This window comes from Craurococcus roseus (genome assembly GCF_039523795.1).
GTDB lineage: Bacteria > Pseudomonadota > Alphaproteobacteria > Acetobacterales > Acetobacteraceae > Craurococcus > Craurococcus roseus.
The window spans coordinates 1-4,912 of the sequence record NZ_BAAAFZ010000064.1; the positions used below are offsets into that span (position 1 = coordinate 1).

At 73.3% G+C, this 4,912-nt stretch carries 4 protein-coding genes and 1 pseudogene; 2 read left to right on the plus strand and 3 right to left on the minus strand.

What is annotated here, in order from left to right; all coding sequences use genetic code 11:
- Nucleotides 1–446, minus strand: a pseudogene (locus tag ABD067_RS19920) (hypothetical protein); the annotation flags it as partial.
- Between the two features lie 139 nt (nt 447–585).
- On the opposite strand from ABD067_RS19920, the gene ABD067_RS19925 reads away from it, so the two are divergent.
- Nucleotides 586–2,400: a PHA/PHB synthase family protein gene (locus tag ABD067_RS19925; protein WP_343897137.1), complete on the plus strand. Its 1,815-nt coding sequence runs from the start codon at nt 586–588 to the stop codon at nt 2,398–2,400.
- Nucleotides 2,401–2,514: 114 nt separating this feature from the next.
- Nucleotides 2,515–3,594 carry a sensor histidine kinase gene (locus ABD067_RS19930; protein WP_343897138.1) on the plus strand — a complete coding sequence of 360 codons (1,080 nt, stop codon included), beginning with the start codon at nt 2,515–2,517 and terminating at the stop codon, nt 3,592–3,594.
- Between the two features lie 10 nt (nt 3,595–3,604).
- Here the strand turns inward: ABD067_RS19930 and ABD067_RS19935 are convergent, their stop codons facing one another.
- Nucleotides 3,605–4,267: a hypothetical protein gene (locus tag ABD067_RS19935; protein WP_343897139.1), complete on the minus strand. Its 663-nt coding sequence runs from the start codon at nt 4,265–4,267 to the stop codon at nt 3,605–3,607.
- A gap of 388 nt (nt 4,268–4,655) precedes the next feature.
- A partial coding sequence (locus ABD067_RS19940; protein ID WP_343897140.1) for a hypothetical protein occupies nt 4,656–4,912 on the minus strand: 257 nt, incomplete at its 5' end.

A 4,912-nucleotide genomic window follows, 5' to 3' on the forward strand; every position in this document is an offset into this window, starting at 1 on the left:
GGCGACGCGGCGGGCGGCGATGGCGCCTCCGTCCAGGGTATGCGCGGCGCCGCGGCGAGGGAGGGCCGCGGCGGCGGGCCGCCCGACAGGCCCGGCCCGGCCCCGGCCCCCGCGGCGGCGCCCGGCGCGGTACGCAGCACTAGCGGGTCGCGCGACCGGCTGCGGTCCTCCGCCAAGGCGGCCGTGATGGCTTCCCTCGCTTCGGGCGTCGGCCGGTCGGGGCGCGGGGGAACCGTCGCGAGGCTCGGGAAGGGCCGGTCCAGGCCCGGCGGCGCGGGCCGCGCCGCGTCGTTCGCGCCGCTCACCTCGCGGTAGATCTCGACCGGGTTCAAGGCGCGCGGCACGGAGCAGCCGCCTAGGCCGAAGCAGGCCAACACGAGTGCCGCCCGCGCCGCGATGGCGGCGGCGCGTCGTTCCGGTGCAACCCCCTTCGCCGCATCGCCCATGACGCCCGTTCCCGTCCCGCCCGGTGGATTAGCGCGGTTCGCCCGCTGGCGGAAACCGCTCCGGCCGCCACCGCGTAAGGGCGGCGGGGGGAGCGGCCGCCGGGTTGGAGGGCGGCGCCCGCCGTGGCAAGGAAGTTCCATGGACGACGAAAAGCCGCCGCCGAACCAGGGCCAATTCCGCCTGCCGGACCCCGCGCTGGTCACACGCACCATGTCCGAGGTCGCCGAGCGCGGCCAGCGGATCGTGTCCGACTTCCTGAAGCGCCAATCGGAAGGGGGCGGCCCCGGCGCCAACCCGGACCCGCTCAACATCGGTTCCGCCTTCCTCGAAATGACGGCGAGGATGATGTCCAACCCCACTCGGCTCGTGCAGGCCCAGCTCGGCTTCTGGCAGGACTACCTCACGCTCTGGCAGAACACCGCCCGGCGCATGATGGGCGAGCAGGTCGCGCCGGTGATCTCGGAGGACTCGCGCGACCGCCGCTTCAAGGACGAGGCGTGGCGGGAGAACGAGGTCTTCGACTTCATCCGCCAATCCTACCTTCTCTCCGCCCGCTTCTTCCAGAGCGTCGCCGCGAACGTGGACGGGATGGACGAGAAGACCGCGCAGAAGGTGGACTTCTACACGCGCCAGTTCGTGGACGCGATGAGCCCGTCCAACTTCCTCCTGACCAACCCGGAGGTGCTGCGGAAGACCGCCGAGACGGGCGGCGAGAACCTGCTCAAGGGCCTCTCGCACCTGCTGAACGACCTGGAGCGCGGCAAGGGCCGGTTGCGCATCCGCATGACGGACGACGCCAAATTCCGCGTCGGCGAGAACATCGCCGTGTCGCCGGGCAAGGTGGTTTACCAGAACGACTTGATGCAGCTCATCCAGTACGCGCCGGCCACGGAAACCGTGCTGAAGCGCCCGCTGCTCGTTTTCCCGCCCTGGATCAACAAGTTCTACATCCTCGACCTCCGCCCGAAGAATTCCTTCGTCCGCTGGGCGGTGGAGCAGGGCCACACGGTCTTCATGGCGTCCTGGGTGAACCCGGACGAGCGGTTGGCCGACAAGGGCTTCGACGACTACATGCGCGAAGGCGTCTACGCCGCGCTCGACGCCGTCGAGAAGGCCACCGGCGAGAAGGGCGTGAACGCCATCGGCTACTGCCTCGGCGGCACGTTGCTGGCGACCACGCTCGCGCACATGGCGGCGAAGGGGGACGACCGGATCAAGGCCGCGACCTATTTCGTCACCATGACCGACTTCTCGGAGGCCGGCGAGCTCGGCGTCTTCATCGACGAGGAGCAGCTCCGCGGCCTCGAAGCCAAGATGCAGCAGCGCGGCTACCTCGAAGGCCGCGAGATGGCGACCACCTTCAACATGCTCCGCGCGAACGACCTCATCTGGTCATTCGTGGTGAACAATTACCTGCTGGGCCAGGAGCCCTTCCCCTTCGACCTCCTGTACTGGAACGACGACAGCACGCGCATGCCGGCCCGCATGCACAGCTTCTACCTGCGCCGCATGTACCAGCAGAACGATTTGGTGAAGCCGGGCGCGATCGAGCTGCTGGGCCAACCCATCGACCTGCGGAAGATCAAGGTGCCGACCTACATGATCTCCACGCTGGAGGACCACATCGCGCCCTGGAAGAGCACCTACCGGGGCACGCAGGTCTTCGGCGGCCCGATCCGCTTCGTGCTCGCCGCGTCCGGCCACATCGCCGGCGTCGTCAACCCGCCGGAGAGCGGCAAGTACAGCCACTGGATCAACGAGCAGCTCCCGCCCGACCCGGACCAGTGGTTCGCAGCCGCCACCGAACTCGCCGGCTCCTGGTGGCCCGATTGGCAGCGCTGGATCACGGCGCAGTCGAAGGGGCGCGTGCCCGCGCGCGTGCCCGGCGACGGCGCGCTGCCCGCCATCGAGGACGCGCCGGGCAGCTACGTGAAGGTCATGGCGACCGACTGACGCCGGCGCCCCGCACAGGCACGGCCCGCCGGCGCACGGACATGTTCCGCCGCATGTCGAAAAAACCGGCGGGCCGGGCGCGACTCCGCCGCTCCCGCGTCGTTGCGGCCGATCATGCCCGTTCCTAGCACCTTCGCGGCCACGATCGCACGGACGCACGCTTGGCCGAAGTGGGCCAAGTACCTGGCCGCCTGCGGCGTCGTGGCGGCGGCCCTGCCGTTGGCCTTCGCCCTCCGGAACTTGGTGCCGCCCGGCTACCCCTACCTGCTGTTCCTCCTGGCCGTCCTGGTGGCCGGCAGCCTCTTCGACCAAGGCTCCGGCTTCGTCGCCGTTGCGCTGTCGGCGCTGTTCGCGGCGTGGTTCTTCCTGCCGCCGATCGGCAGCGTGGTCGTCCAGGACCAGAGCGACGGCCTCGCGCTGGTCCTGTTCGTGGCCGTCGGCGCCGCCACCGCCGCGATCATCGAGGCGCTGCACCGCGCGGTGGTGCGGGAGAACCGCGCGCACACCGACCTCGTGCGCTCCGAGCGGCAGCGGCGCCTCCTGTTGAATGAATTCCGCCACCGGACCCGCAACGATCTCCAGTCGCTCGCCGCCCTGTTGCTGCTGCGCGCGCGCTCGGCGCCGTCGCCGGCGGCGGCGGACGGGTTGCGGGAGGCGGCCGAGCACGCGCGCGCCCTCGCCCGCGCCCACGCTTGGCTGGCGCACGGCGACGTCGGCGACGACGAACACCCCGCGCGCGTGGACACCAAGGAATTCATCGAAGGCTTCTGCCGGGACCTGGGCCGGGCGTTGCTCAGCGGCGAGTTGCGGCCCATCGCCCTCATCGCCAAGGCGGAGTCGCACACCCTGGACTCGGAGCGCGGAGTCCACCTAGGCCTGGCGCTGAACGAGCTCGTGACCAACGCGCTCAAGTACGCCTTCCCCGACAACGGCGCCGGCACGGTGCGCGTCCGCTTCGCCCGCGAAGGCGACGACTTCGTGCTTTCGGTGTCCGACGACGGCATCGGCATGCCGGCGGACGACGCGCGGGCGCAAACACCGGCGGAAAGGCGCCTGCCCAAGGGCACCGGGCTCGGCACGCGGCTGCTGCAAGGCTTGGCGGCGCAGCTTCGGGGCACGCTGTCGCGCCAAGGCGGGAACGGCGCCGGCACCTCGGCCGAGTTGCGCTTCCCCGCGGCTGAACCGGGCCGGTGAAGGTCCGCCGTCAGTAGCCCGCCGGGTCGCGCGCGAGTCCCACGCCGCCGATCCCCATCGAGCGCTCCCGCATCTGGGTGCTGCCGAGCCGCCCTTCCACCTCCATGCGCGACGCCACCGCCTGCGCCAGCGCCGTCGCGTTCGCCGCTTGCGGCAACGGCCCGGTGTCGCCCAGGCGCGCGATGGAGCCCTCACCGCCTGGCCGGAACAGCGGCGACGGAAGCGCGGCGGCGGCGCGACCCCGATCGCCCGCGCGGAGCGCCCGCGCTGCGCCGAGCAGCGCCGAAACCGCCGTCCGGCTCGGCGCCGCCGCGTCCAGCCCGATCGCGTCGCGCAATTCGTCGCGCGCCAGCAGCATCTCCCGCCGGACGCCTTCGGGCATCGCCGTCCAGCGCGGGTCGGTGGCGAAGGCCTCGGCGGCGTATTCGAGCTGCGCCGCCGCCTGCGCCGCCGCGTCCGGCCGGTTCGCCAGGCCCGCGCCCCGATCGGCGAAGGCAGCGGCCGCGGCACCGATCGCCGCCCGGGCCGCATCGGGAGCCCCGGCCGCGAGGTCGGCGGGGGCCGGCGCGGGCGCCGGGCGCGCCACTTCGGTGCAACCGCCGCCGGAAAGGGCGAGCAGCGCCCCGACCAGCAGCCTCGGCGAAGCGGAAGGGCGCGGCGCGCGACGCCGCATCAAGGCCTGCCCGGCGCGAAGCCGCCCCGCGGGTTCGCCAACGGCGACGCCGGCAGCGCCGAAAGCCGGCTCTGCGAGTTGCCGGGCACGGGCAGCGACGGCGCCGGCGGGTTCGTCGCGGGCCCGACGCCGGGCGCCGGTCGCGAAGAACGCAGGATGTCCGGCACCCGGTCGATGGCGCCCGGAGGCGGCAAAGCCGGCGGGACGCCGATGCCCCGCCTCTGCTCCTCCAACTCTCGGGCGTACGCGCCGCCGGGCGGTCCGCCGACGGGCGCGGCCGCCGCGACCGGCCGGCTCGGCGGCGGCTGCGCGGGGCCGGCGCACGCCGCGAGCACGGGAAGCGCGAAGGCCAAGACGCACCGGAGGATCGGGTCCGCGGCGGGCATCGCTATCCCCCGCGCCCGCCGTCGCCGCCGTCCGTCGAATGGCGGCCGGTCTGGTCCACCCGGTTCAGCTCCCGTTCGGCGAGCGCGGTGGCGGTGCCCGTGCGCGGCAAGGGCGGCAGGTCGGCGAGGCGCCCGAGCGTCGCGCGCCCGTCGCCGAAGGCGGGCGGCGGCAGGGCGCGCTCCGCCGCGGCGGCGTTGCCCGCGACGAGCGCGCGCGACGCGGTGTAGAAGGCGTCCACCACCGCCTGCGGCGGCGCGC